This is a genomic window from Pedobacter sp. Bi126 (assembly GCF_918698245.1).
Lineage (GTDB): Bacteria > Bacteroidota > Bacteroidia > Sphingobacteriales > Sphingobacteriaceae > Pedobacter.
In genome coordinates this window covers 1-25,562 of record NZ_CAKKMS010000003.1, presented here as the reverse complement: position 1 = coordinate 25,562, position 25,562 = coordinate 1, and the positions used below count along the sequence as shown (strand labels likewise).

Genomic DNA, 25,562 nt, shown 5'->3' with positions numbered 1-25,562 from the left:
ATGTTACCATCCGACTGTTTTTGTTTTATATCCGAAAGAAATTAAATGGATAGTGTCAGATGATAACATCTGACACCACCGGAAAAAGTAGCTTTCTTAATATTCTCAATCTCTTAAGATAGACTTTTTGCAGCAAAAAATCCATATTTTTACGGCCTAAACATTTCGATTTGAAACCTGTATCGCAGTTCTTCTTTGTTTATTCGGTTCTTGCCATTGTGCTCTCATCTTGTTCTACAACTAAGTATGCTGCGGTTAAGCAAAATGAAACCAGTATTTCGTCTGTAAAGTTTTTGGATGAATACATTATGCCCTTAAATCCAATTTTCCAAAATACAGTTGTTGGTGGTTTGTCGGGGATTGATTACGATGTAAAGCAAAACCAGTATTACATGATCAGTGATGATCCATCACAACATAGTCCGGCGAGGATTTATACCGCAAAGATTGATATCAAAGAAAATAAGATCGATACCGTTCGGGTAACTGGTGTTACTTATATCTTACAGGAAAACGGAAAACCATACCCTAAATACGGAACTGATAAAAGGGTAAAACCTGATGGCGAATCGGTTCGTTATAACCCCTTAACCCAACAATGGATTTGGAGCAGTGAGGGAGAAAGGTTGTTTAAAGATGGGGATACGACGATAGTTCAGCCGAGCTTAACCTTTATTTCTACAGATGGAAAGTTTCTGGACACCATTCCAATGCCTAAAGGCTTTCATTTTACAAAGACCGAAAGTGGGCCTCGCAAAAATGCTTTATTTGAAGGTTTAACTTATGCCGATCAGTACAAAACATTGTATGCCAGTTTAGAAGAACCACTTTATCAGGATGGACCTCAGGCTGCTTTTGAATATGATAAAGCCTTAACGCGGATTTTAAAATTTGATGTAGCTACTAAAAAGAATATTACCCAATATGCTTATAATCTGGGTGCAATGCCGGTTAAACCTACCGTTGAAAACGATTGGAATGTAAATGGAATTTCTGAAATACTAGCCATTAATAATCATACGCTTTTGGTAATGGAAAGAGCCTGGGCAAAAGGCCACGATGATCATACCTTTTTAAAACTTTACCTGGTTGATTTACGGAGTGCTGAAAATGAAATCGAAAATAACTCTTTTGTGCAAAATCCTCCTCGGCCATTAACCAAAAAATTGCTTTTTGATTTTGATTCCTTAAAGCGACACATCGATAATTTTGAAGGTGTAACATTTGGACCAAAATTACCAAATGGACACCAATCATTAATTTTTTGTGTTGATAATAATTTCGGTAAATCTCAGGCACAGCAATTTTTCTTATTTGAGATCATTCCATAATCATCATTCCTGTTAAAAATTTATAATGAGTAAAATAAAAGCAATACTATTCGATTTAGATGGTACATTAATTGATTCTGAGAAGTTTCATTTCGATTGTTGGAATAAGTTTTTGTGTGAATACGAAGTTGCGCTGGATTTTAAGGATTGGTTAACAAATTACGCTGGAATACCCTTGCCCAAAAATGCAAAGACTATAATAGACAGGTATAAAATTGAAGAAGAGTTAGAAGGCTTCATTAACAGAAGAGAAAAGATAACTTTTGATGGTTTTAGAACAACAGATATTCAGTTAATGCCCTTTGCATTAGAATTTATCAAGTTTGCCTACGAAAAAGGACTTACCCTGGCTGTGGTTACGGCTAGTCCGAAAATTGATGTTGAAGCCGTTTTTGAGCGTAATGGTCTGGCTAAGTATTTCAGTTTATTTATTACCAGAACAGATGTAAGTAAATCTAAGCCTGATCCCGAAAGTTATAATCTTTGTGTAGCGCGATTGGGTTTTGAAAAAGATGAGTGCCTTGTTTTTGAAGATACTTTAAATGGGGTTAAATCTGCTCTGGCTGCGGGCATAACCTGTTACGCCATTCAGAGCAATGTACGGGCACATCAAAAACTAAAAATAGCTGACGAATTGTTCCTCAGCTTTGCGAATGCCAAAGAGTTTATGCTGCAAAAGGAATTGATTTAGTTCTTGAAAATTAACTAGCTTAGTATAAAGCAATAGAACGTTGTATGGTAAAAAAAGGATTATGGATTTTATTTGCAACCTTCGCATTGCTGATTGGACTCTACCCAGCGATTTACTTTTTGATGGATAGGAAATTTGGGTTGTTAAATTCAAAGTCGGTTGACTTGTTGACCAATACTTTCTGGAACATTGGTTTTTATATGCATATCATTTTCGGAGGAATCGCTTTATTTATCGGTTGGACACAATTTAGTCCGAAAATGAGAAATAGGCGTATGGCACTTCACCGAAAACTGGGTAAAGTTTATGTGGTCGCTGTACTGCTTAGCGCACTAGCGGGTATTTATATTGGCTTTTTTGCAACAGGAGGATGGGTTTCTTCAGCTGGATTTATTTGTTTAGGCATCGTTTGGCTTTACACTACTTTAAAGGCTTATTTACACATCAAAAGCGCAGAAATTGAAAAACATCAAAAAATGATGGTTTATAGTTATGCAGCTTGTTTTGCTGCTGTGACATTGAGGATTTGGCTACCACTTTTGACAATGGTTTATGGCGATTTTTCAAAAGCCTACCTGGTTGTTGCCTGGTTATGCTGGATTCCTAATCTGATTGTTGCCTATTTAATCACCAGAAGAACCGCTAATCAATAAGTTATTTTGACGCTCCATCCTCTGCAATAATTTAGTTTATGATGTCAGCCCAGGAAATTTTAGCTAGTGTCGGATCTTTTTCATCTCACGACCTGCTTCTTTTTGAAGAATATAGTGTCAGAAAGTCGTTCCGTAAAAACGACGTGCTCTTGCATCTTGGCGAAATTTGTCAATCTGTTTATTTCATTTTATCGGGATCTTTTTTTCAATTTCATTCTAACGATACCGCGGAAACAATTATTGATCTGCATTTACCAAAAGAGTGGATGTACAATCATTCAAGTCTGATAGCGCAAAAACCTTCCGATACAACGATCAAGGCCTTTGAGAAATCTGAAGTGCTGGAGCTTAGTTTAACTAATTTACATCAGTTAATTGCCAAATCACAGTCCTTTTTAAGCCTAGGTAGAATTTTTGACCAGCCCAATAACAGGACATATTTATTTGATCGTTCGTTAAACCCAGTTGAAAAATATAATTATATTAAAAATGCCAAACCGCTCATTGTACAGGTTTTTCCGGTCAAAATGATTGCTTCATACCTTAAAATTGCCCCTGAAACATTGAGTAGGGTAAGGGCAAATCAATGAATTTCCTGATCTGGATCAAGCGCAGCTTTTCGGAAAAATACCGATTTTTGAAATAAAAAAATATGCTAACAGATATTAATCCAAAACTTCCCATGCGTGATAAAGCAATCACCAGAGATTTTTATGTAAATAAATTAGGCTTTAAAGACATTGGAAGTGCCGATTTTAAAGATTACCTGATGGTACAAAAAGACCAGGTTCAGATTCACTTTTTTCTGTTCGAAACACTAGATCCGAAAGAAAACTACGGCCAGGTTTATATCCGTACAAACGATATTGATGGGCTGTACAAATCTATGCTCGAAACTAAACAAGGCATTCATCCCAATGGAAGCTTACAAACAAAACCATGGGGGCAGAAAGAATTCGCGATGCTTGATCCGGATAATAATTTACTTACCTTCGGACAGGGGGTTTAAGAAGGGGCATTAATTCATTGGTCAATTTTTATGGCTCATTGTTAAGCGTTGATTGTTAACAGCGTAATCTACTCCAAGCCCCAAACTCCAGTTCCAAATTAAATTAGCAACTGTTCGGTAGCGATATTGATCAATTCGATAGAATTTTTAACATCTAGTTTCTGCATCATATTACGGCGGTGCGTTTCTACTGTTAGCGGACTTAGAAAAAGTTCATCGGCTATGCCTGCGGTCGTTTTTCCCTGTGCAATTAACTGAAGGATCTGTTTTTCGCGCTTGGTAAATTTTGGCCGCCGTTTTAAATCATTTACTGAAGGCTTGGCAATAATTTCTATAACTTCTCTGCTAAAGGCCAATTCTCCTCTAAGTGCAGTTTCAATGCCGTTTTTTAATTCCTCTACTGAGGCATTTTTTAAAATGTAACCACTCGCCCCATTTTGCAAAATCTGCATAATTATGCTTCTTTCGGTATGGTTGCTAATGGCAATCACGACCGTTTTGGGCGATAATTTTTTAACCTGTGCGCATAGTTCAATTCCATTACCATCAGGTAACATAATATCAAGCAGTACAATATCTATTTCGTGGTTATTTAAAAAGGAAATTAATGCGCTGCCTGACTGGAAACTGCCCACTACATGCATATTTTCGAGGTTGTTGATTAAGGAAACGATTCCTTGTATGACGATCGGATGGTCATCAACAACAGCTAATTTAATGACGTTACTCATAACTGATTGGAATTTCGATATTTATAGTTGTACCATTGCCAGGGTGCGAATCGATTTCGAAAGTGCCTTTAAGATAGGCTATCCTATTTTTAATGTTTTCTATTCCTAATCCTTTTTTATAGGTTGAGGTATCAAAACCAATTCCATCATCCTCAACCGTGATATAAAACCGTTTTTTATTTTCACTGCACTGTAAAACTACTTCAGAAGCTTGAGCATGTTTTAGTGTATTGGTGAGTATTTCCTGTACAACCCTATAAATGATTATCTGTTCTTCAAGTGCAATATGTTTAGAGATATTGAGTGCTTGAAAATCGATATGCATATGCTTGCTCATCGCCGATTCTGCCAGGTCTTTTAATGCCGTTTCCAATCCGAATTTTAATAACGTTTGTGGCATCATATTCCGGGCAATGTGCCTTAATTCGGTAACTGAATTATCCAGCTGATTAACGATTCTTTGTAGTTCTACATCATGCAATTGCATATCCCTGTGTTTTGCCCAGTTGGATAAATTAATTTTTAAACCTGATAACATTCCCCCTAAACCATCGTGTAGGTCCTGCGCTACCCTGTTTCTTTCTTTTTCTTCGGCATTGAGCATGGCTTTGCTAATTTCCAATTGCTGTTTTTGTTGTAATTCGGCCACTTTCTGCTTATAATTTATTGTTCTTTGCTCTGCAAGTTTTTTATAACCTCTAAAATAAAAGTATAACAGGATAACACTGATTAAAAGAAAGAATGATGCCGCGATTAATAGAATATTTGTTGTTTTATTGTTCTTAATAATTAATGCATTTTGTTTCTTTTCTGTATTTAAACTGGCTATTTTTTTCTGGTTCTCTGCATTTTTATATTTAATTTCCAGTGCATTAATATCTGCTTTTAGTTTACTCTCATTTAGGCTGTCACTCAGTACTTTGCTCTTATTTATCCAATTATAAGCCTCTTTTATATCACCATTGGCATAGTTTACTTCTGCAAGCGCTTCGGTCATTTTGAGCTTATTTGTTGCTAATGTATTTATTTCTGGCTGATTGATAATTTGAAGCAATGTTTTTTTAGCCATGACAATATTTTTCTGTTTAAAAAGGATCCTGTATTTTTCAAATATTACTTCCTGCAAAGAATAATTGTCATTTAGCTTTTCGGCCAGTTTAATGGCCCTATCCGCATCAACCAGTGCAAGCGAAAGTTGTTTGGTGTCAATAAAATAACGCGTTGTACTTTTGTAATAGTCGAGCCAAAATACTGCCATCGGATAGCCTGTAGCCACATGGTTTGATTTATCAAGTATGGTTTTGGCAAGATCGAGGTGTTTTTTGGTGAGGCTATAATTTTTTAGGTGATAATGGTTTCCTGCAGTTGTGAGGTACGCATTAACCAGCAGATAATATTTATCAGGAGATGTGTCTTTTAATGCATTTAGGCCTTGTTGCAGGTATGGTGTTGCTTTTTCGTATTGGCCAAGGTTTGTAAATACCGTTCCGATTGAGATGTATTCGGTGCCTAAAAAATCTTTGTCTCCAGCTTTTTTAGAAAGTGGTAAAACGCGGTTAATCAGTATATCGAGCGTTGTTTTAAGATCGTCTTTATGCTGTTGAATTAAGGCATAGTTATGCCACACCGTCGACCTTAACCGATAAACGCCCTTTGTGTTAAACTTGCTCAATAACGAATCTGTGTGGATGAGTAGTTTTTCAGCCTTTGTATAATTCCGGTCCAGGTAGATCAAAGCTTCATACCAATATGATCTGGCCACAAGCAAAGGATACTTTTTGCTCCAGGTTCTTGCCCTGTTCAAATATATTACTGCTTTGGTACTATCATGATCTACCCAGAAATCAGTTAGTTTAAAACCCGCCTCCGCTTTAATACTATCGCGCGAGCCACTGCTTAAGATGCGATTTAAGCTATCCGTATATTTTTGGTCGGCCGTTTGCAGCTGCGCCAGGCTATTCAGCGAATAGAAAATCAGTAACGCCAGAAAGATGATATAATTTCTCATTAAACTAAAAATGCACGCTTTATTTATCAACCAGAAATTAAACCAGTAATATACCTGAAATCAGGTAGAAAAAAATGGTATAATCTGGTTATTGCAGGGCAAAGTGCTCATTTGTTAATTTGTAGTTCTATTTTTTAAATCTAATTATGAAAAACATCAAAATTAAAACATTTGTACTTTCTTTTTTTGCCTTAGTGTTGTTTACAGGTTTAATGTCGTGTAAAAAAGATGAAGGCGAGTCGCCGTCAAAATCTTCACACAAGGTGGTTTTTAAACTCGAAGCATCAGCAGGTAGCAACATTAGCACTGTGGTTTACGGCTACGATTCGCAGATTACCACGGCAACAAGCCTTAGCGGAACTACCTGGACAAGTCAGGAAATTACAGTGCCAGCAGGAACCATTTCTATAAACATTGCCGCAAGTGCGACAGGTGCCAATGCAAATTCTACGCTAAAAGCGCAGATTTATGTTGATGGAGAATTAAAAAGAGAAGGCACATCTAGCGGTGCAATCTTAAGCGCATCAGCATCGTTAGGATTGTAGTTGGTTCATTAATTCACTCGTCATTAGTTTATTTATAATGGCATTTGGGGTTCATTAGTCCATTAGGTTTGTTTGGGTTAGATCAAAACATTTTATAGTCTTAAAGTAAAATGTTTTCATACGCTCATCAACCTATGGACTTTTGAACTTTTATGAATTATCCTATTGAGCCTCAATATTGAACCATAAGCTATTGCTATAGGCCAATAACTTATAAACCAATGACTAAGAAACCGATTTCTATTGCACGATGGACTTTCAGCTTTCCGCCTTTTTTCCCTACATTTGGCTAATCAAAATTCTCAAAAAATTATGCAATACGATGTCGTTGTTATCGGTTCAGGGCCGGGCGGTTATGTAGGCGCAATCCGTTGTGCTCAGTTAGGTTTAAAAACTGCAGTTGTTGAAAAATATAAAACTTTTGGAGGCACTTGCTTAAATGTAGGTTGTATTCCATCTAAGGCTTTGTTAGATTCTTCAGAGCATTTTCACAACGCTGCTCACACATTCACTACCCACGGTATCAACTTAAAAGATTTAAAGGTTGATATGAAACAAATGATCGCCCGTAAAGACGATGTTGTTGCCCAAAATACAGCAGGCATCACTTATTTGTTCAAGAAAAATAAAATCGATTCTTTCGAAGGTGTAGGTTCTTTTGTTGATAAAAATACCATTCTGGTAACTAAAGCCGATGGTTCTACAGAAACCCTATCTGCTAAAAACGTAATTATTGCTACGGGTTCTAAACCAACAGCTTTACCGTTCTTACCAATCGATAAAAAACGCATTATAACTTCAACCGAAGCTTTAAATATTAAAGAAGTGCCAAAAACGATGGTGGTAATCGGCGGTGGTGTAATCGGTTTAGAGTTAGGTTCGGTATACGCCCGTTTAGGTACAAAAGTATCTGTTGTTGAGTTTTTACCATCTATCATCGGTACTATGGATGCTGGTTTGGGTAAAGAACTTCAGCGTGTGTTAAAGAAAACTTTAGGCATGGAGTTTTACATGGGCCACAAAGTAACCGGCGCTGCCACAAAAGGTAAAACGGTAACTGTTACGGCTGATACCCCTAAGGGCGAATCCATTTCTTTAGAAGCCGATTATTGTATCGTTGCTGTTGGTCGTACGGCTTATAGCGAAGGTTTAGGTTTAGATAAAATCGGTATCACTGTTGAAGAAAGAGGTAAAAAAATTCCGGTTAACGAACATTTAGAAACTTCGGTTAAAGGTGTTTATGCTATTGGCGATGTAATTACCGGCGCCATGTTGGCTCACAAAGCAGAAGATGAAGGTACTTATGTTGCCGAAACAATTGCCGGTCAGAAACCACATATCAATTATAACTTAATTCCTGGTGTAGTTTATACCTGGCCAGAGGTTGCTTCTGTAGGTTTAACCGAGGAGCAGTTAAAGGAAAAAGGTGTTAAATATAAAGCAGGTTCATTCCCTTTCAAAGCCAGCGGACGTGCAAAAGCGAGTATGGATACCGATGGTTTCATTAAAGTTTTGGCCGATGCCACTACTGATGAAGTTTTAGGTGTACACATGATTGGCCCACGTGCAGCAGATATGATTGCAGAAGCAGTTATTGCAATGGAATTCCGTGCATCTGCAGAAGATATTGCACGTACCTGCCATGCCCACCCAACCTATACAGAAGCCTTAAAAGAAGCAGCACTTGCCGCAACTGATAATAGAGCCATACATATTTAATCGATCGATGTTACTGTCGATTAATTAATTTAATATTTTGGGCATGTCCCAAGCTGCGCAAGGGTCGGGCTATACGTTTCAATCTTTTGTTGTGCTTTCAGCTAACAACAAAAGGATTTACACTGCTATCCCTCATGCAAAAACCTAAAGCCGATAAGAAATTGTCGGCTTTTTTAATTTTAGAGTTGTCAACTTTCTAACAAGTTGATTATTAAAGTTGACAACTCTTCGAAAAATACTTCTTCCCCTTCAGTCTTTATATTTTCTTAATGAAATGATAACAAACAACACCTAAAATTAGCGTTATGTGCGGCTATTTTTGCGGTTCAGATATTAAAAAACCATGAACTGTAAAAAACTATTTGGTGCAATCCTTATTGCTTCATTGGCATTTACTGCCTGCAAAAAAGATCCAACTGACGATCCGATTGTAGATCCCCCTGTTGAAGCGATCGTTCCTGAAAAAATCGACAGTTTTAAAGAAACCGCTTCTATTGATTTAGGTGGAGAATTTGCTTCAGAAATTTCGGCTTACGATCCCTTAACCAAGCAATTATTTGTGGTGAGTAACGATGGCGGAACCAAGGTTGATGTAGTTGATATGAGTAAATACCCAACCGTTACAAAATTAAAAACCTTATTATACCCAAATAACGCTGGTATTAATAGCGTGGCCGTAAGTAATGGTTTATTAGCAATCGCTTTAGATGGTGCAGATAAGCAGGGAAATGGTGATGTAGTGGTATTAAAAACATCAACTTTAGAAGAGGTTAAAAAAATAACGGTTGGTGCCATGCCCGATATGGTAACTTTCAGCCCCGATGGAAATTACATTTTATCGGCTAACGAAGGTGAACCAAATCTTGCCTATACCGTTGATCCTAAAGGAACCATTTCGATCATCAACATCAAAGACAACTATGCTGTAAAAACATTAGGTTTCGCCGCTTTTGAATCGCAAAAAGCAACTTTGCTTGCAGGTGGTTTCAGGATTTATGGTTTAAATGCAAGTTTTACACAAGATATCGAACCAGAATATATTGCAGTAAGCGCTGATTCTAAAAAAGCATACGTTACTCTACAGGAGAACAATGGCGTTGCCGAAATAGATATCGTTGGTGGAAGCATTACCAAAATCAATCCCTTAGGCACTAGAGACATCAGCCTGACCGATAATGCCTTTGATGTAAGCGATAAAGACAGTAAAAAAGTTTTAGGTACATGGCCAATCAAGGCTTTTTACCTGCCAGATGCAATCTCATATTTTACTGCTGGCGGTACTGCCTATCTGGCCTTGGCCAATGAAGGCGATACCAGGCAGGATTATACACCAAAAGATGCAAAAGAAGAGGTGCGCGTAAAAGATCTTGTATTAGATGCAGCTAAATTCCCGAACGCTGCAACCTTACAGTTAGACGCTAATTTAGGAAGGCTTACGGTAACAAATACTGTTGGTTATACCTTAGTTGGTACTAATAAAGTATATCAGGAATTATACTCAACAGGTGGAAGAAGTGTGAGCATCCTTAATGCAAATACTGGAGCTTTGGTAGCCAACATTGGTAAAGATTTAGAACAGCATGTAATTGATGCAGGTAAATACGATGATGATCGGTCTGACAATAAAGGTGTAGAGGTTGAAAGTGTAACCGTTGCACAGGTAAATGGGCAAACCTTAGCTTTTATTGGTATGGAACGTGCAGATATGATTGCTGTTTATGATGTAACTATACCAGCCTCACCAAAATTTGTTCAACTATTCTCTACGGGCGATGCCCCTGAAGGTTTACTGTTTGTTAAGCCAAAAGATAGCCCTAACGGAAGAAGTTTGTTGATTGTTTCAAACGAGGGAGATGGTACCGTTCGGTTCTATCAGCCCGATAAAATATAGTCTCTCTATCCCTTTATTAATTATTATGTTTAGCCCCGGTGTAAAATCGGGGTTTTTGTTTTTTGAGTTGCCAACTTTAATGGGCTTCTCGCTATTAAGTTGACAACTCTTCTTATATAATTCCTTTATATAAACGAAGAATAAAAAAAGCCCTATATTGCGCTACAAAATAAAACTTTAGGGGTGCCTTCAAATAAGTTGGCTGAGAACATACCCATTTTGAGGTTAAAGGTAGAAGGTAAAAAGGTAGAGGGTGATTCCTTCAGCCTTAAAACCCTCCAACCATCAACCTCAAATGAACCTGATCCGGATAATGCCGGCGTAGGAAATTAGTTTGTCTGCAAAAATTGCGCAAAATGCATACTGCATTTGAAGACTCCTGAAGTTGTACAACAAAATGAAGTCTTTAAGCAATGAATTATATTAATGTATTAACAATAGCCGGCTCAGATAGTGGAGGTGGTGCGGGCATCCAGGCCGATTTAAAAACCTTTTCTGCTTTGGGCTGTTTTGGCACCTCGGTAATCACAGCTGTAACGGCACAAAATACAATGGGTGTGCGGTCGGTGCATGGCATCCCGGCAGAAATGATTAAAGATCAGTTACAGGCAGTATTGGGAGATATAGCGCCAGTAGCCATTAAAATCGGCATGATCAACCGTGCTGAAGTAGTGCAGGTAATCGAAAAGGAATTAAAAAACTATAATCAAGATGTTCCCGTTATTTTAGATCCTGTTATGGTGGCCACCAGTGGCGATCGGTTAATCGAAGCTGATACCGTTACCCAGTTAGTTGAAAAATTATTCCCCTTGGTGACATTGGTTACCCCAAATATAGACGAGGCCATTATCCTTTCAGGGCAGGAGATCCATAATCTCGATGGCATGATTGCGGCGGGTAGAAAAATCATTAAAAAGGGTGCAAAAGCCGTTTTAATAAAAGGCGGACATTTAATCGGCCCAATCATTTACGATGTTTTTATCTCAGGAAACGATGCACCTGTTATATTGGAAAGTGCTTTTATTTCTTCTAAAAATCTACATGGAACAGGTTGTACACTTTCTTCGGCCATCGCTGCCGAAATGGCTAAGGGTAACGCTTTGCTTATCGCAATTAAAAGTGCAAAAAACTATATTAGTCAAGCGTTACAAGCTGGTAGCGAGGCAAAAACTGGCAAGGGCAATGGGCCATTAAACCACTTTTTCGAACCTTTAAAACTAATTGTACAATGAAGTGGAGTGCACAGGCCTGGGAAAGGGTTAAACCCATTTATGGCAAAATTTTAGCAATGCCTTTTAACACTGAATTGGGCAACGGCACTTTGCCAATAGAAAAATTTATCTTTTATTTGGCACAAGATGCCTACTACCTTTTGGAGTTTGGCAGAACCTTAAGTAACATTAGTAGCCGCATGCAGGATGCAGATTTGGTGATGGCCTTTGCCGGGTTTTCTACAGGTGCAATTTTCGCTGAGCGTAGTTTACATGAAAGTTATTTTGTAGAATTTGGTTTAGCTAGCGAGGTGCGACCCACACCATCTACACTTTTGTATACCAATTATATTCTTAGTCAGGCTGCCTATGCCAATGTAGAAATTGCAGTAGCAGCTGTTTTACCATGTTTTTGGATTTATAAAGCCGTTGGCAATCATATTTTTGCACAACAAGATGGCGATGAAAATCCTTACAAAAGGTGGATCGATATGTATGCAGGCGTTGAGTTTGCTGCTGCAGTAGAAAAAGCGATCGATATTACCGATCAACTGGCAGCCCAGTCAAATATAGCAACCCAACAAAAAATGCTGGATGCTTTCGAAATGGCAACCCGTTTAGAATGGATGTTCTGGGATAGTGCTTATGAACTGGAAAAATGGAAAGTTTAATATTTTAACCCTGTGTGCTCTAAATTCTTTGATAAAATGTTAAAAACTTGTCGGTATTTCCAATAGATTTAAAGAACTTTGCAATTCAATCTATAATTTAAAACATCATTTTGGAAGAAAGTACGCAAGAACAGGGAATTTTAAGTAAACAAGAAGATAAACCTGTATTAGCGCAAAGCTCTCCGAAACAAGTACGATTTGCAATATCTGCCTTTTATTTTATGCAAGGGGTGTGCTTTGCGAGTTGGGCCAGTAGGATTCCAACTTTTAAAGCTTCTATGGGCCTAAACGATGCAGAATTAGGCTCTATTCTCTTTGCATTACCTGCGGGGCAGATTATAACAATGTTTTTTTCGGCGAAATTGACCACTCATTTTGGCAGTAAGAAAATGCTAAGGGCAACTGCGCCACTTTATGCAATTGCATTAACTTTTTTAGCACTAGCCACAACTGGTTGGCAGTTGGCTGCTTTTTTGGTGCTGTTTGGTATAACCGGAAACCTTTGTAATATCGCTTTAAATACTCAAGGGGTCGCAGGTGAAAATTATTACGGCAAACCCATTATGAGTTCTTTCCATGGGGCTTGGAGTATTGGTAATTTAACGGGAGCTTTAATTGCCCTGGGGCTGGTTAACCTAAAATTAGGCATGTACACCCATTTTTGGATCATTGCACTGATATCCTTAAGCAATGTTGCGCTTAACGGGAAAAAGTTGCTTAACTATAATAAACCTGATGCCGTGATGGAAAAGGCAAAGTTTTTCACCATGCCTCAAGGTATTTTAGTGTTGCTAGGCGTTATCGCCTTTTGCAGTATGGCCACCGAAGGTACCATGTTCGATTGGAGTGCCATTTATTTTGAAGATGTGGTGAAATTGCCTCATAATAAAGCGATTATTGGTTATGCATCGTTCATGTTTATGATGGCCAGCGGAAGGTTTTTAGGGGTGTTTTTAATCGGTAAATTCGGGCGGAAAAACCTTCTTCAGATCAGTGGTGCCATTATATCGATAGGGATGGCGCTTGCCGTAATATTTCCAAACCTAATTGTTGCTATTTTTGGTTTTATGCTTATCGGCTTGGGCGTTTCGAGTATTGTACCAATGGTATATAGCATAGCTGGTAACAATAAAAAAGTACCCGCTGGTAAAGCCATAACCATGGTTTCGAGTATCGGTTATTTTGCCTTTTTGTTTGGCCCACCATTAATTGGTTATATTTCGCAACTGTCCAGCCTGCGTTATTCTTTTGCAATCATTTCTGTGTTCGGTTTGCTGATTACTTTTCTGATCACAAAAATAAAAGCAATAAACTAATATTAGGGATTAACTTAACTGTTAGAAATATTTTTATCATTTGGAGCGCAAGGCCCTGCAAAACAGTAAATGTCTTCCCGTTTTACGCTTATACGCTTTGCTTCCTCGTACCTCGTTGCTGCAGGGTAACGCTTCAACCGGGGCTAGTTGGCCACGACAGCATTTCATTTGTCGGGTTGCAAGGTGCACCAGCCTTTGTTCCTAAACCCGATTGCAATGAAAAGCCCATAGCGTAGCGAGGACTTGTAGTGGAAAGCGGGACTGTTGTCCTCCAAGAACCACAGGCCAATCATTTCCTAATTTTAAAACCATTATTTCATTTGGAGCACGCTACCTGTACATAAATATCAAATTTAGTAAGGGCAGCTATGAAAATGCTTAATAATCTACTCTTTCTTCACCAATCCATGTTCTTTTAAGGCGGCAATAGCGAGCTCAATTAATCTTAAATTTTCGTCCAGATGCCCGTGTTGTACCTCAACATTAATATAAGGAATATTATTTTGCATGGCATAAACCGAAAGCGAGCCATCATTAGAAACAAATTTAGATTGAAGAATTACGTTCACATTGGCCTTTTTTAAGCTGCTGAACAACCTTGCTTCGGTTACGTAAACAAGATCATCGCCATCCATCTGAAAGTTGATGTAAACAGAATCGGCAGTGCTGGCTAAATCGTAACCTGGTAAATAAGAAGAAATGCCAAAACCACCATCGGCATTGTTATGCAAGGTTAAAAAATAACCTGTGGCTTTTGGATCGTAAAAATCGACAATTTGTTTGCCTGCATTAAGTATTGCTTTTTCAACTTCGTTAGAGCTGAAAAAGTCTTTTTTTAACCTTGTTTTTACACCTACCTCGGTATAAATGGCATTGGGGTCTATACGATATTGATCATCCATATAGGTGAAATAATAATCTCTTACACCGCCATATTGACTGTCGATGAGCTCGCCACCGCTCCAGCGGATATAATCAAAACCTGCTTTTACGCCAGTATCTTCATTATCATGTACAACTAAAAATTTAATGCCATTAGGTTTATAACTGTATTTTACCAGCGTGATATCTAAGTTTGAAACCTTAACGAAGCTCGAATCAATAGTCATCGCCGGGAAAACAGGCGGGTGTTGGGCATTAACCAGAAGGGTAGAACAGATCAGGAACAGACTTAGAATGAGTTTAAACATAATCCCTAATATACAATGTTGCTACATAATTTGTTTGAAGACAACATTGTATAATTATCTGGGCATCAAAATTTCTAAATGCAGCAAGTGAAAAATAAAATGGTTCGTAGCGCACACAATTATGGCGAAGGTATTGGGTTGGCAAAATTGATGGGCGACTCATTAGGCATAATTTTCCATGCCTCCGCGTTCCGTGACAAAAAAGAAATGGTTCGCGCGGACACGAACCATGGCTGCGGATTGGGGTACCCGTTTGCGGACAAATTTTCCGTGTTTTCTGTGCTTCCGTTGCTAAAACAAAATCCACAAAAAAGCCCCGATTTTGGGATCGGGGCTAAATTGATTGTTAATCTGGATGTTTATTAATGTCCGTGATCTAAATCGTATTCGTTTACATCTTTGTGTTTGTATGGTTCTACCATTAACTCATCGATTGTTTTTCCTTTTTTGTTAAAGCCTAAACGTTCTAACATTCTGTCGAATATTAAGTATACTACTGGCACCACAATTAAGGTTAAGAATAACGAACTGGTTAATCCACCAACAATAACCCAGGCCAAACCATTTTTCCATTCGGCACCTGCACCGCTTGCCAATGCAATTGGAAGCATACCAAATACCATGGCGATGGTGGTCATTAAAATTGGACGTAAACGTGCGTGGTTGGCCAATACAAGCGCTTCTTTAGTCTCTTTACCTTCAGCTTTTAAGTGGTTGGTAAAATCGACCAGGATAATCGCGTTTTTCGCTACCAGACCCATTAACATAATCAAACCTAAAATGGTGAAGATACCGATTGAGTTATTGGTTAAAGCTAAAGCTAACAATGCTCCGATTACCGCTAAAGGCAGCGAAAACATTACCACTAACGGATAGATAAAACTATCGTAAAGCGCAACCATAATCAGGTAAACCAAAATAATCGAAGCCAATAAAGCGATACCCAAAGTACCAAAACCTTCGCTCTGATTTTCCTGATCACCCGCCCAGCTATAACTTACGCCAATTGGGGCTTTCAGTTTGCCGTTTTTTTGCAGCTCTTCCAGTTTCGCCTGGAACTCAGCAACTACGGTTCCTGTTGGTCTACCGATTGACTGTGCCTTAACTGATACTGAAGTAGATTTATTTAAACGCTCTAACTGACTCGGACCTGAACCTTCTGTAATGGTTGCAAACTGTGATAACTTGATCTGTTTACCATCGCTGTTTACAAAAATCAGGTTACGCACGTCATCAATATTCTGGCGGTTGAAGTTTTGATACTGAATATTGATATCGTACTCGTATTCACCTTTACGGTATTTACCGTCGGTATTACCCGCAAAAGCAGTCTGCATGGTTGAGCCTACAGTTTGTAAAGTTAAGCCAACGGCCGACATCTTATCGCGGTCTACCTGAACGTTAATCTCAGGCGTTCCTTTTTCTACTGATAATTTAATCTCTGTAGCTCCAGGGATAGCCGCAAGCACTTTTTGAGCACCTTCAGCATACTTCAAAGCACTATCTAAATCAGAACCCATTACCACCAATTGGATCGGTGCGTTTTCTGCAATACCCAAAATACTGATCGGAACGGTTTTAACTTTTGCTCCAATTAATTCTTTAGCCAGTGCACGGCTCATTTTAGTGGCAAAAATATCTGAAGAAACACCTTTACGCTCATCGCGTTCAACCAGCTTAACATTAATCTCCGATTTATAGGCTGTAGCCTGTGTACCACCGAAATCACCGGTCGATTGTCCAACTGTAGTAATTAACTGTGTAATTTCTGGTTGTTTATCCAAGAAAGCCTCAGCTTTTTGTGTTAAAAAGTTGGTTTGCTCTAAAGAAGCATCTTTTGGTAACTCTAACTGCACCAGGAACTCACCCTTATCTGATTTAGGGAAGAATTCCGATCCGATAAAACCACCTACCAGTAAACCGCATGAACTTAAGAACATCACCACAACCATAACTAATGTTAAAGCTTTATGGTTTAACGACCATGTTAAAATGCTGGTAATCCAAAGGGTAAATTTCTTTAACTGTTTCTCGAACCAAAGAATGAAACGGCCAAATAGGTTTTTACCTTCAATACGTTCTAACTTACCAAAACGAGAGAAGATAAGTGGTACAATGGTAAATGAAGCTACTAACGAAAGTAACGTTGCGATAATTACCACAATACAGAACTGACGTAAGATGTTCGATACCAAACCCGTACTTACTGCAATCGGGAAGAACACTACCACAATTACGAAAGTGATCGATACTACGGTAAAACCAATCTCTCTTGTTGCATCAGATGCTGCTCTTACTTTGTTCTTACCCATCTCCATGTGTCGCTGGATATTTTCCAGTACCACAATCGCATCATCCACCAGGATACCTACCACGAGTGACAGACCTAGTAACGACATTAAGTTTAAGGTAAAACCGAACAAGCTGATCCCGATAAACGTAGCGATTAATGAAACCGGAATCGATACCATTACAATTAACGCGTTACGCAAACTGTGCAAGAAGAAAAGCATTACGAAAGCCACCAAAATAACCGCCAGGATTAAATCGTGGATTACTGCATCAGCTGATTCTAAGGTAAAGATCGAACTATCGTTAACAATTCTGATGTCTAATTTATTTGCTGCGTATTCAGTTTTAAGTTTTGCAATAATGGCATGTACACCTTTACTCACTTCTACCGCATTTGCATCACTTTGTTTAATGATCTGGATGGCGATAGATGCTTTACGATCGATACGTGCCAGTTTTTCAGTTTCTTTTTGCGAATCCTGAACGTCGGCAACATCACCTAAACGGATCTGTGCACCATCTTTAGTCGTTGTTAAAACCAGGTTTCTCAACTCTTCCATACTTCTGTATTTACCCGATAAACGGATCAATACATCCTGGTTTTGGGTTTTAACACTTCCTGTAGGGAAATCTAAGTTGGAACTTAAAATTAATTGCTGTACCTGCGGAACTGAAAGGTTGTAACCTTGTAATTTATCCGCATCTAACGATACCTGAATTTCGCGTTCCGAACCACCAACTAAGTTAACCTGTGCGATACCGCTCACCCTCGAAATTACCGGAGCAATACGTTTATCAATTAAATCGTAAAAGGTAATATCATCCATATTGGCTGATGCCGACATGGTAATTACCGGTAAATCATCCAAAGAGAATTTACTTAATGACGGCGTTTTTACATCCTCAGGCAGATCAGAAAGAATAGCATTTACCTTTCTTTGTGCATCATTTAAGGAAATATCGATGTTTGCCGCATCAGTTAAGGTGATGGTAACTGTAGATAAACTCTCAAACGATACAGAGTTGATTTTCTTGATGTTTTCCATTGATGATACCGCATCCTCAATCTTTTTGGTTACGGTATTTTCAACCTCATTTGGTGAAGCACCAGGGTAGATGGTTGAAATAGATACTACGTTGTTAGAGAATTTTGGAAGTAATTCATAACCCAACGAAAAGTAACTTAGTAGCCCAAGCAAAGTAAGTGCGGTAAATACCACAATAACCAGCGAAGGCCTTTTTATAGATATGTCTGTTATCTTCATTTTAATTAGTATTGCGTTTTGCGACTGGCGTATCGCGTTTTAAAGCCGAAAAATCCCCTCTAACTTATTTTACGATACTAACTGCTGTACCCTCAGTTAAGTTAATCTGCCCGCTGGTGATTACAGTTTCACCTTCTTTTAAGCCATCAAGAATTTCAACATTGTCTCCTAAAATACGGCCAGCTACTACATTACGGATTTTAGAGGTGTTGTTAGATTTATCCAATACAAAAACCTGATTGCTGCTTACACTACCTACAAATGAAGTACGTGGAATAAGAATGCTTGGCGCCTGTTTAGGGAACTTGAATATTGCAGTTCCGTACATACCGGCTTTTAAAGTGTTTTTGTGACTGTTCTCTACTTCAATTTCAATAGGGAAATTTAATGTTGCATCGGCTTTAGCAGCGATGAAAGTTACTTTTCCGGAGAAATTATCAGTTGGGAAAACCGAAGATTTGATCTCGATCTGATCGCCGATTTTAAGATTGGCAACCTGCGATTCGTTAACGTTTACTTTTAATTTCAATTTAGAAACATCAACCAGTTCGAACAATTGAGTGCCCTGGGTATTTACAAAAGCACCAACTTCGATGTATCTTTTGTTTACGATACCATTGATAGGCGATTTGATGTTGGCATCACTTAATCTTCTTTGTGAAGCCTGTAAACGCAGTTTTGCATTTTTTGTAGCCAATTTAGCTTGATCTAACTGTTGTTGCGTAACACCACCAGTTGAGAATGAGCTTTGGTATCTGGCCTCATCTCTTACTGCATTCTGGTAAGTGGCCTCAGCAGTTTCTCTGTCTGTATTGATAATTTCTGCATCAACGCGTGCCAAAACCTGGCCCTTGCTTACGCGGTCACCTTCATCAACATAGATAGCCGTAACACGACCTGCATTTTCTGATAAGAAGTTAAGTTCTTGTTTAGGGATAAAGTTTCCGTTTGCACTAAAATCTAAATTCACAGCTTTTCTCTCCACCTGAGCAACCCGAACGGCAACAGCGCCACCACCTTTAGCAATGAAAGCAGTTTTTTCTTCGTTCTTCTTTTTATTGTTGCTTAAAACATAAGCTATTGCACCAAGGGCAACAACAACTACGATAATTATGGTAATTACTCTTTTCATTTCTATTGTACTAGCGATTTAATATTCCCGTTTGATTTGATTAATTGTATTTCGGCTATTTTGTAATTCAATAAAGCCTGTGTATAGCTGTTCTGTGCCTCAGTAAGTGCATTTTCTGTATCCAGAAGATCGGTTAAAGAAGCTAAGCCATTGTTATAATTGTTTTGTGTGCTTTTGTAGATTTCCTGCGCCAAATCCGCATTTTTACGTTGCGATTTAATGGTATTGATGTTGTTTCGCAATTGGATTTTTGCATTCTCATAAGCCAGATTTAACGAGTTTACAGATTCTTTTCTGCTCTCTCGTGCTTTCTTAATATCCACATCTGCCTGGCGGATTTTTGAACGTGTTAAAAAACCATTGAAAATTGGCACTTTTAAAGTCAGACCAACGGCCGATGCGCCATATCCGATTGCAGCAGCATTAGACTTTAGGAAATCGAAACCATCACTTTGGCTCGAGTAGGTATAATTACCCGTTAAAGCCAATGATGGATAATATTCGGCAACGTATGCCTTTCTTTGCAGTGATAAAAGTTTATCCTGATTATCCAAAAGTTTAACCTCTGTTCTGTTTGCCAGATCGATAGAGTCTGTAAATACAGGTAAAGTAGTTACCTCTGTTAATTCAGTAAATGGTAAGCTGATCGGCGTAGAAACCGGCATACCCATCGAGAATTTTAACTGATTCTCCAATTGGGTAATGGCATTAATCACCTGCTCACGTTGTGTATTCAGATTAGTTAAGTTTACATTGATCCTGTCAACATCGATTTTTCTGGCTAAACCATTTTTAAACTGGTTGGAAACAATTTTTTCTACAATTTTAACGTTTTTAATATTGGTATCAATTACGTTTAACTGTTGCCTGTTTACCAAAACCTGGTAGTAATTGTTGGCCACCAGCTCGATAATCTGCTCTTCTGTTAATTTTGAAGTAAGGTTGTAATATTCCTCACTCGATCGCGCAGCCTGTAAGCCAGTAAAAACCTGTTGATTGAATAATTGTTGCGAAAGCTGAACACCTGCAGTCGAATTCCAGTTCTGGCCTAATTTGATCGCCTGTGTCTGTCCGCCGAAATTAGCAACCAGCTGGCCGATAATAGGGTTATAAGTTAAACCGACATTTCCTGTAATTTGAGGCAAGGCCTGTGCCCTAACTTCCTCTACCTTGTATCTTCCGCCTTCAATATCCAATTTCGAGTTTCGAATCTTGGTGTTGTTTTGGAGCGCATAGGTTAGCGCATCTTTTAAGGTAACTTGCTGCTGTGCAAGCACCAGCTGCGGTAAAACCGTGCCGATTAGCAGTACGAGCATTAACCTTACCATTTTTACTCTAAGCATAATGTATTGTTTTTTTGTTTTTGGGTTCTTATCTATTTAAAATTTGTGGCCTGTTTACAATCGCTTTATCATTGTTGCGGCCGCCGTATTTCAGTCTGAACATCGTAAACCTCTCACAAATATGGTAGTGAGGTTTTTTTGCTTCAGTGTCATTTTGTTTAATGCTTTTTTATCAGGGAAAAGATCTTTTCCGGTTTCCATAATACACATGGTGCAAAGGCCCATCAAACTTTCCAGATAAAGTTCTGCAACATGTGCAGTATCATCGTGCTCAATTTCTCCCTTTCCTTTTGCCTGGCTAAAAATTTCTGCGAAGAAATCTTTTTCCGAGCTTTTAAGCATTTGTAACTTTCCTTTGATCACATCGTCGTTCAATAAATCAGGGATGCCTTCCGTAATCCTTAACATGTAATATTTTTGGAAGAAAGTGTTCCTCACTTCTATGGTGCTGAAAAGAATGTCTTCCAAAGGTTGATCTGGATTGTATTTCTTTTTAATCAACTCAAAGAAGTCGTTAAACACCCTTTCTATTACTCCAATAATTAAATGCTTCTTATCCGGGAAATAATAATAAAGCGATGGTTTGGAAACGGAAAGATCTTCTGCGATATCGTTCATTGTGGTTTTACCAATACCAAAATGGATAAAGCGTTTTATAGCGCCATCAATAATTTGCTCTCTCTTTTTATCGGCTACAATCATTTTACTTTTCTACTTTCTGACTTTTTTAATATTTTAGTCAAAAATAGTGCTAAAAAACGATTAGTCATGAAAGGTTTGTTGAAAAGCGCATTAAGCTTACAATTTTATGACATAATTTTGTTTCTTGCGCTGTTTATATATCTTTACAAACCAATCGTTTAGAAAATTTGTCAGCACTAATCAACATCTTTATTGTATTGTTTACCATCATAGCAATGGAGTGCTTGTCTTGGTTTATACACAAGTATTTATTCCATGGACCACTATGGTTTATGCATAAAAGCCATCACCAAAAAGCAAAATCATTCTTCGAATGGAACGATCTGTTTGCCGCATTATTTGCTGCAGTATCCTTGTTTTTAATGTATGCCGATCGAGATAATTTAAGTTACCGGTTTTTTATCGGTTTAGGGATTACTTTATATGGTCTGATTTATTTTGTGGTACATGATTGGTTTGTGCACCGGAGATTTAAAACTTTTAAAAGCAACAACACTTATTTGCAGGCCGTGCGAAAAGTACATAAGGTTCATCATAAGAATAGGGGCAAAGAAAAAGGAAAGGCTTTTGGATTATTATTTGTGAGAAGAAGTTTGATAAAAAATGACTAAAATATTTTTTAACTAACTAATTAGTTTTATATTTAAGGTTATAAATATAAAGCCGATGAGAAAACTAATTTTTTGCGTGGCGCTACTTTTCGTAGGCTCTTTACATGCACAAACAATTAAATTCACCGTAGAAGGCGTAGTTCAAAACCCTAAAAATGCAAAATTTGCTTACCTGGTAAGTGATGCGCCAGTAGTAGGAAAAGCAGATTTGTTTTTGGTGAGGCCAATAGATGGCAATCATTTTCAACTATCGGCTACATCCAATCTGGAGGGCCAGCTATTAAGAGAAGGTTTTATTTTTATTGATGAACGTGGGGATGTTACTTTAGCTGAAATAAAATCGAAGATAAAACAGAAAGTATGGTTTGCGGGTGGTAGTGCTAATCTTAAAAAGATTTTTCTGGAAGATGTTCAATTGGATATTGAAAACCCATATAATTTGGCGCCTGCAAAAATAATTAGTGGCGGAATTTATCTTCAGCAAACCAGTGACGCCACAAATGCATTAAAAGAACGGAAGTTTTTAAATTTTATTAAGCAAAATGCCGATTCACCGGTGGCATTAATGGAGTTAGGTAACTTTGTGCGGTATATCAGTATACCAGGTTTTTTTAAAGAGTTTGATTTCAGCTCGCCTACAGAATTATACGACGCCCTTTCGAACCGGTTACAACAGACCAATGAAGGAAAGGCAATTAAAAAGAAAATTGATGAACCATTAAAAAAATAGCGTCTACTAATGCTGTTTTATGCTTTACTCATTCTTGGCAGGATGCTTGTTCTTTTTTATTAAACCTATGCCATGAGAAAAATTTACCATGCCTTTGTGCTTTTATCGCTAGTTGTCATCACATCATGTGGTAAAAAGACTGATAAAGATCGCGCTATTGCACTTGTAAAATCAAAATATGCAAACAGTAATCAGGATTTGAATTTCGATAGTTCCAAATTAGATAGCCTTTACAATATTTCACCAAAGGCTTATACTGATAGCCTAAAAAAAGGAAATGAATTAGATGATACTTTAGCTGTCCTCGAGGGTGAGATAGAACATTTGAGTCAGGCAGCGTCAGATAGTGTAGGGTTGATTAGTGCTAAATTAACCAAAGAAAGGTACCATTTATTGGACGTTGCCAAAACCAAACCAGCTTTCATCGGCTGGCAGCTTTCGAAAGTAGTAGTTGAAGGAGAAAAAGCCGACACTTTAAGCTTTAATTTCGATAAGGGGATTACCAAAATCGTTCCTTAACTATTTTTTATTTTACTTTTGCAGCATAACCCAGAATCAATATGCTTCAAATCCAGGAAAATATTTCGTTAAAACCGTATAATTCGTTTGGTATCGATGTTAAGGCAAGTTACTTTGCCGAGATATTTTCTGAAGCAGATTTAGCCAGACTGTTTAAAAACGAAATCGTAAAATCTCAAAAACTCCTGGTTATTGGTGGAGGAAGTAATGTGTTATTTACTCAGGATTATAAGGGATTAGTTGTTAAAATCAGCATCAAAGGTATTCAATCCAGAATGATTGATGATAAAGTGTTGATAACAGCCGGTGCTGGGGAAGTATGGAATGATTTTGTGAACTACTGTGTTGGACATCATTTTGCAGGCGTAGAAAATTTAAGCCTGATCCCTGGGACAGTGGGTGCATCGCCAATACAGAATATTGGTGCATATGGCGTAGAGCTTAAAGACGTTTTCGAAAGCTGCAGTGCTTTTGAGATCAAAACAGGGAAAATCAAAACCTTTACTTATGATGATTGCCATTTCGGTTACCGCGAAAGTATTTTCAAAGGTGAGTTGAAGGGCCAATATATTATTACGTCCGTTACTTTCCGTTTATCGGTAGAAGCGAAAATTAATACCTCCTATGGTGCAATTGAAACCGAGCTGCTGAACAGGGGCATCGAAAAGCCGGATATTGCCGATGTTTCAGCCGCTGTATCGCATATCCGCGTAAGCAAACTGCCTGATCCATCTACTATTGGCAACGCAGGTAGTTTCTTTAAAAATCCGGTGATTGAAAAATATGAATTTGCTGATATTGTGGCGAAACACCCCGATGTGGTACATTATCCTACAGCCGATGATAAAATTAAACTGGCGGCCGGCTGGTTAATTGAGCAATGTGGCTGGAAGGGTAAAGTGGTAGGCCAGACAGGTACCTGGAAAAACCAGGCATTGGTTTTAGTTAACCACGGGCATGCGACTGGCACAGAAGTGTATCATTTTTCTGAACAGATTATAGACAGTGTAAAGTCTACTTTTGGAGTCACTTTAGAAAGAGAAGTAAATATTCTGTGACGAAAGCTTGCCATTATGTAGTTGCACGCTTTTAACACCATGCCAGAAAATTTTGGTACTAAGTTTGTTTAGGTTTAAGTGAATGAACAATAATTCATTTGTTTTTTTATCTACCTAAAGCTAAATATCATGACAAAATTTGAATTCAATCATCTGGTTAATCATCACTCGGTATCGCTTAGATCTTATGCTTTAAATTTTACCAAAGACGCAGAAGACGCAAATGATTTGGTTCAGGATACGATGCTGAAAGCGATCACTTATTACAATAAGTTTAAAGAAGGTACGAATTTAAAAGGTTGGTTGTTTACCATCATGAAGAATACTTTCATTAACAACTATCGCCGATTGGTGAAAACAAATACTTTAATTACGCAAAGCGAAGATATATCTTCTGCAAATCTTTCATATAGTGCAACTAAAAATCAGGCAGAGAGCAAATTTGTGTTAGGCGATATAGATAAGGCCCTTTCGCAATTACCTGAAGAGTATTATGTGCCTTTTATCCGTTATTTTGAAGGATATAAGTACCACGAAATTGCAGATATGTTAGCTATTCCGATTGGAACAGTAAAAACGCGTATCCACGTAGCGAGAGGTATTCTTAAAAAATATTTAAAAACGTATTCTAAAGAAATTGCAACATCAGAAGTGATGTAAGCGTTAATCAGATTATTCTCAATTCCCGTTGAAGAACATTTTAACCAAAGCCCTGGCATATTTGCCTGGGCTTTTTTATTTATACTCGCTGAAATTAATAACAGTTGAAGTGCCGGGAGTGACGAATGAGATGCGTTTTTTACTTTTGAGACAATTGGGATCAAGCGGAAAAGTTGGGGGATTCTTTAGGCATATATTTTCGATAATCTGAATAAGAAGAACTTGATATCCCTAACGCCTCTGGATGTTGCTCTAAAAGCTTTGATCTTTGCATTGAAAGATTC

At 38.0% G+C, this 25,562-nt stretch carries 24 protein-coding genes, 1 pseudogene and 1 riboswitch; of the genes and pseudogenes, 17 read left to right on the top strand and 8 right to left on the bottom strand.

The window, feature by feature from the left end; genetic code table 11:
• Nucleotides 1-170 precede the first annotated feature (170 nt).
• From LQ201_RS10165 to LQ201_RS10145, 5 genes are all read left to right on the top strand, one after another.
• The gene (locus LQ201_RS10165; protein WP_230142055.1) at nucleotides 171-1,331 is read left to right on the top strand and encodes an esterase-like activity of phytase family protein; all 1,161 of its coding nucleotides are present in this window, start codon (nucleotides 171-173) and stop codon (nucleotides 1,329-1,331) included.
• Nucleotides 1,332-1,356: 25 nt separating this feature from the next.
• Nucleotides 1,357-2,022, top strand: coding sequence for an HAD family phosphatase (locus tag LQ201_RS10160; RefSeq protein ID WP_230142052.1), 666 nt, complete (start codon nucleotides 1,357-1,359; stop codon nucleotides 2,020-2,022).
• A 44-nt stretch (nucleotides 2,023-2,066) separates the two neighbouring features.
• Nucleotides 2,067-2,675: a DUF2306 domain-containing protein gene (locus LQ201_RS10155; RefSeq protein WP_230146635.1), complete on the top strand. Its 609-nt coding sequence runs from the start codon at nucleotides 2,067-2,069 to the stop codon at nucleotides 2,673-2,675.
• A gap of 38 nt (nucleotides 2,676-2,713) precedes the next feature.
• Nucleotides 2,714-3,265, top strand: coding sequence for a Crp/Fnr family transcriptional regulator (locus LQ201_RS10150; protein WP_230142047.1), 552 nt, complete (start codon nucleotides 2,714-2,716; stop codon nucleotides 3,263-3,265).
• 62 nt (nucleotides 3,266-3,327) lie between these two features.
• The gene (locus LQ201_RS10145; RefSeq protein ID WP_230142044.1) at nucleotides 3,328-3,684 is read left to right on the top strand and encodes a VOC family protein; all 357 of its coding nucleotides are present in this window, start codon (nucleotides 3,328-3,330) and stop codon (nucleotides 3,682-3,684) included.
• A 98-nt stretch (nucleotides 3,685-3,782) separates the two neighbouring features.
• Here the strand turns inward: LQ201_RS10145 and LQ201_RS10140 are convergent, their stop codons facing one another.
• Both LQ201_RS10140 and LQ201_RS10135 read right to left on the bottom strand, forming a co-directional pair.
• Nucleotides 3,783-4,415 carry a response regulator transcription factor gene (locus LQ201_RS10140; RefSeq protein WP_230142042.1) on the bottom strand — a complete coding sequence of 211 codons (633 nt, stop codon included), beginning with the start codon at nucleotides 4,413-4,415 and terminating at the stop codon, nucleotides 3,783-3,785.
• Nucleotides 4,408-6,423 carry a sensor histidine kinase gene (locus LQ201_RS10135; protein WP_230142039.1) on the bottom strand — a complete coding sequence of 672 codons (2,016 nt, stop codon included), beginning with the start codon at nucleotides 6,421-6,423 and terminating at the stop codon, nucleotides 4,408-4,410. Before LQ201_RS10135 ends, LQ201_RS10140 begins: the two co-directional genes overlap by 8 nt.
• 146 nt (nucleotides 6,424-6,569) lie before the next feature.
• Here LQ201_RS10135 and LQ201_RS10130 point away from each other — a divergent pair, with 146 nt between their 5' ends.
• From LQ201_RS10130 to LQ201_RS10105, 6 genes are all read left to right on the top strand, one after another.
• Nucleotides 6,570-6,968 (top strand): hypothetical protein, encoded by a 399-nt coding sequence (locus LQ201_RS10130; protein WP_230142037.1) that lies wholly within the window; start codon nucleotides 6,570-6,572, stop codon nucleotides 6,966-6,968.
• Nucleotides 6,969-7,280: 312 nt separating this feature from the next.
• Nucleotides 7,281-8,687 carry a dihydrolipoyl dehydrogenase gene (gene lpdA / locus LQ201_RS10125; protein ID WP_230142035.1) on the top strand — a complete coding sequence of 469 codons (1,407 nt, stop codon included), beginning with the start codon at nucleotides 7,281-7,283 and terminating at the stop codon, nucleotides 8,685-8,687.
• Nucleotides 8,688-9,030: 343 nt separating this feature from the next.
• A complete protein-coding gene (locus LQ201_RS10120; RefSeq protein ID WP_230142032.1) occupies nucleotides 9,031-10,578 on the top strand; it encodes a choice-of-anchor I family protein in 1,548 nt (515 codons plus the stop codon).
• A gap of 169 nt (nucleotides 10,579-10,747) precedes the next feature.
• A riboswitch (TPP riboswitch) is annotated at nucleotides 10,748-10,924 on the top strand.
• A gap of 67 nt (nucleotides 10,925-10,991) precedes the next feature.
• Nucleotides 10,992-11,810, top strand: coding sequence for a bifunctional hydroxymethylpyrimidine kinase/phosphomethylpyrimidine kinase (thiD, locus tag LQ201_RS10115; protein ID WP_230142031.1), 819 nt, complete (start codon nucleotides 10,992-10,994; stop codon nucleotides 11,808-11,810).
• Nucleotides 11,807-12,460, top strand: a complete 654-nt coding sequence (locus LQ201_RS10110; RefSeq protein ID WP_230142028.1) for a TenA family protein — start codon at nucleotides 11,807-11,809, stop codon at nucleotides 12,458-12,460. The genes thiD and LQ201_RS10110 overlap by 4 nt, the downstream gene beginning before the upstream one ends.
• A 110-nt stretch (nucleotides 12,461-12,570) precedes the next feature.
• Nucleotides 12,571-13,776, top strand: a complete 1,206-nt coding sequence (locus LQ201_RS10105) for an MFS transporter (protein WP_230142025.1) — start codon at nucleotides 12,571-12,573, stop codon at nucleotides 13,774-13,776.
• A 386-nt stretch (nucleotides 13,777-14,162) separates the two neighbouring features.
• Here LQ201_RS10105 and LQ201_RS10100 read toward each other — a convergent pair whose 3' ends face one another.
• Nucleotides 14,163-14,966, bottom strand: a complete 804-nt coding sequence (locus tag LQ201_RS10100) for a hypothetical protein (RefSeq protein ID WP_230142023.1) — start codon at nucleotides 14,964-14,966, stop codon at nucleotides 14,163-14,165.
• A 78-nt stretch (nucleotides 14,967-15,044) separates the two neighbouring features.
• Here LQ201_RS10100 and LQ201_RS10095 point away from each other — a divergent pair, with 78 nt between their 5' ends.
• Entirely contained in the window at nucleotides 15,045-15,332 is a 288-nt protein-coding gene (locus tag LQ201_RS10095; protein ID WP_230142022.1) for a hypothetical protein, read from the top strand.
• On the opposite strand, the gene LQ201_RS10090 is transcribed toward LQ201_RS10095, so the two are convergent.
• From LQ201_RS10090 to LQ201_RS10075, 4 genes are all read right to left on the bottom strand, one after another.
• A complete protein-coding gene (locus LQ201_RS10090; RefSeq protein ID WP_230142021.1) occupies nucleotides 15,329-18,523 on the bottom strand; it encodes an efflux RND transporter permease subunit in 3,195 nt (1,064 codons plus the stop codon). The two genes, LQ201_RS10095 and LQ201_RS10090, sit on opposite strands and share 4 nt — an antisense overlap.
• Nucleotides 18,524-18,587: 64 nt before the next feature.
• Nucleotides 18,588-19,655, bottom strand: a complete 1,068-nt coding sequence (locus LQ201_RS10085; protein WP_230142020.1) for an efflux RND transporter periplasmic adaptor subunit — start codon at nucleotides 19,653-19,655, stop codon at nucleotides 18,588-18,590.
• Between the two features lie 2 nt (nucleotides 19,656-19,657).
• Nucleotides 19,658-20,998: a TolC family protein gene (locus tag LQ201_RS10080; RefSeq protein ID WP_230142019.1), complete on the bottom strand. Its 1,341-nt coding sequence runs from the start codon at nucleotides 20,996-20,998 to the stop codon at nucleotides 19,658-19,660.
• A gap of 90 nt (nucleotides 20,999-21,088) precedes the next feature.
• Nucleotides 21,089-21,700 carry a TetR/AcrR family transcriptional regulator gene (locus tag LQ201_RS10075; protein WP_230142018.1) on the bottom strand — a complete coding sequence of 204 codons (612 nt, stop codon included), beginning with the start codon at nucleotides 21,698-21,700 and terminating at the stop codon, nucleotides 21,089-21,091.
• Between the two features lie 167 nt (nucleotides 21,701-21,867).
• Between LQ201_RS10075 and LQ201_RS10070 the strand changes: the two genes are divergently transcribed.
• The 5 genes from LQ201_RS10070 (at nucleotide 21,868) to LQ201_RS10050 (ending at nucleotide 25,278) form a co-directional block, all read left to right on the top strand.
• Nucleotides 21,868-22,311 (top strand): sterol desaturase family protein, encoded by a 444-nt coding sequence (locus LQ201_RS10070; RefSeq protein WP_371823044.1) that lies wholly within the window; start codon nucleotides 21,868-21,870, stop codon nucleotides 22,309-22,311.
• A 55-nt stretch (nucleotides 22,312-22,366) separates the two neighbouring features.
• Nucleotides 22,367-23,041, top strand: coding sequence for a hypothetical protein (locus LQ201_RS10065; protein WP_230142015.1), 675 nt, complete (start codon nucleotides 22,367-22,369; stop codon nucleotides 23,039-23,041).
• A 72-nt stretch (nucleotides 23,042-23,113) separates the two neighbouring features.
• A complete protein-coding gene (locus LQ201_RS10060) occupies nucleotides 23,114-23,560 on the top strand; it encodes a hypothetical protein (RefSeq protein ID WP_230142013.1) in 447 nt (148 codons plus the stop codon).
• Between the two features lie 41 nt (nucleotides 23,561-23,601).
• Nucleotides 23,602-24,618, top strand: a complete 1,017-nt coding sequence (gene murB / locus LQ201_RS10055) for a UDP-N-acetylmuramate dehydrogenase (protein ID WP_230142011.1) — start codon at nucleotides 23,602-23,604, stop codon at nucleotides 24,616-24,618.
• A gap of 129 nt (nucleotides 24,619-24,747) precedes the next feature.
• Nucleotides 24,748-25,278: an RNA polymerase sigma factor gene (locus LQ201_RS10050; RefSeq protein WP_057931296.1), complete on the top strand. Its 531-nt coding sequence runs from the start codon at nucleotides 24,748-24,750 to the stop codon at nucleotides 25,276-25,278.
• A 185-nt stretch (nucleotides 25,279-25,463) separates the two neighbouring features.
• Here LQ201_RS10050 and LQ201_RS10045 read toward each other — a convergent pair.
• Nucleotides 25,464-25,562: pseudogene (locus LQ201_RS10045) on the bottom strand (DDE transposase); the annotation flags it as partial.